The organism is Treponema sp. R6D11, assembly GCF_054786075.1.
Genome location: NZ_BDHD01000254.1, coordinates 1 through 2,089, shown reverse-complemented (window position 1 = coordinate 2,089; position 2,089 = coordinate 1). Strand labels below are relative to the sequence as shown.

The following is a 2,089-nucleotide window of genomic DNA, read 5'->3' as shown; positions in this document are numbered from 1 at the left end:
TAATAAGATTTATAAGAATATTGAAATAAGTGAGGGGCTTTTATATGATAAAAATGTAAGTTTAATGAATCGTCATATATATAGTTTGTATAAAAATTTTGTAAAAAACGATGGCATAAGATTGCAAGCCCCATTTCGTGGGTTCTATATTCAGCAATTAAGCCCGTGTATAATTGATTTATCATAATACGATTAGGAATAATACAAGCAAGCAAAAATGCAAAGAAAGCAATAATTAATGATAATCCTGAAAATAATGTTTGCAAACAATCTTGATCCATAAATAAAAAACTCCTTTGATTTACCTGACTCATAAAATAAGCCAGGTAAATATTTTTCTGCTGAATAAATATATCTATTCCTTAACCATCACCAGCTTGATTCTTTGATATATTACCACCAGTTTTTTGATAAACTGCTTTTGTAGTTAAATACACTTCACCGCCTTCTTTTGCTTTGTTATTTATACTGTAACTTACGTTATCGTGTCAATAGGACTTTTGATGTTTAAAAAATTGCGCTTGGCAACGTGAGCATAGCGTTATGTGGTGCGTAGATTAGCGTGATCTAAAAGAGCTTGAATATAGCGAATGTCAGTGCCGCTTTCTATAAGGTATGTAGCAAAAGTGAGACGCAAACCGTGAATTGAAATTTCTTTTAAAAATTACTGCTGAGTACACGGAGATTTAGTACAAAAAATTAATTTTATTCTTTTGTCAATTAAACCGCTTGCCACTCACTTAAAAATAAAACTCTCCAAAGGCTCTGTTAAAATTTCCGTCTTGCCGTTGAAAATGGCTATCGTGTGTTCCCAGTGGGCTGAAACTTTTGAGTCGGCGGTAACAACTGTCCATTCGTCATCAAGCACTTCTATGTCGCTTGTGCCCATGTTGATCATCGGCTCGATAGCGATAACCATGCCGTTGCTTATTTTTGGGTTTGGTCCGTGCGGAGAATTCGGCACTTGTGGGTCTTCGTGAAGGGCAAGCCCCACTCCATGACCGCAGTATTCTTTGACTATTCCGTATCCAAAAGGTTTCACATAACTTTCTACCGCTCGTGAAATCTGTAAAAGCCTGTCATTAGCTTTTGCAGCCATTATGCCGCTATACAATGCTTCGTTTGTAACCTTGTTGAGTTTTCTTACTGCGTCGCTTACTTTTCCGGCTTCTATGCTGATAGCTTGATCGCTAATAAATCCGCCAAGGTCTATGCCGCAATCAAGAGACACTAAATCTCCCTCTTTTATGCGTCTTTTTGCAGGAATACCGTGGATTACTTCATCGTTAATCGAAATGCAAATAGCGGCAGGGTAGGGTTTTTTCTTTATCGTATAACCTAAAAAGACGGGTATGCCACCTGCTTTTTTAATCCAGTTTTGCACCCATTGATCAATTTCTATTGTTTGAACTCCGGGTTTTACAAGAGGAATTAATTCACGGTACATGGCGGAAAGAAGTTTACAGGATTTTCTTATGCCGTCAATTTGTTTTTCATTTTTTATGCGAATCAAAAAAAGCCTCCTTCTTGTTTGCCGTTTAAGCTCATTGTTCAGTCCTTATTTCGTTTAACGCCTGTTCTTTGTATTCATTAAAAGCGTTTTCCTCATAATCGGAAAATCCTATACCCATTAAAGATTCCATGCATTTAATCCATGTTTCATTGTCTACTTGCTGTTTCAGTCTTTTGCCGATTATATTTTTAACATATTTTTTTATATCTATAGTAAAATGATTAAAATAGGGTCGGCGGTGTTCTTCCGCAAGAATGGCGGACAGCAGTTTGAAGGCTTCAAAACTAAAGTTTCTTCTGTCTAATTCTTCCGCTAGAATGTATTGGCAATCCATCCAATCCTCTCTTTCCATGTGTTTTTCCAGTTGAAAATCAAGTCCGCCGTTTTTTCTCCAAACTTCGATAGCCCTGTCTTCCTGAAGATTTAATAGCTCGTAAAAAATCAACTTTGCCTTATATTCAGGTTTTTCCTGTTCATTAAGCCATGTCCTGTAATCAAATCCGGTTTTTTTGGCGTAAGAAGAATAAACCCTGTCGTAATCGAAACGCCCGATTATATAACTTCTTTGGCTAAGGG

The 2,089-nt window shown here is 36.7% G+C and carries 3 protein-coding genes and 1 pseudogene; all 4 read right to left on the bottom strand.

The window, feature by feature from the left end:
* The coding region (locus ACYVTD_RS11955) for a hypothetical protein (protein ID WP_461247987.1) at positions 1 to 281 on the bottom strand (281 nt) is incomplete at its 3' end.
* Positions 282 to 541: 260 nt separating this feature from the next.
* The gene (locus tag ACYVTD_RS11950; protein WP_461247988.1) at positions 542 to 646 is read right to left on the bottom strand and encodes a tyrosine-type recombinase/integrase; all 105 of its coding nucleotides are present in this window, start codon (positions 644 to 646) and stop codon (positions 542 to 544) included.
* Positions 647 to 736: 90 nt separating this feature from the next.
* The gene (map, locus tag ACYVTD_RS11945) at positions 737 to 1,513 is read right to left on the bottom strand and encodes a type I methionyl aminopeptidase (RefSeq protein WP_461247986.1); all 777 of its coding nucleotides are present in this window, start codon (positions 1,511 to 1,513) and stop codon (positions 737 to 739) included.
* Between the two features lie 31 nt (positions 1,514 to 1,544).
* A pseudogene (locus tag ACYVTD_RS11940) lies at positions 1,545 to 2,089 on the bottom strand (J domain-containing protein); the annotation flags it as partial.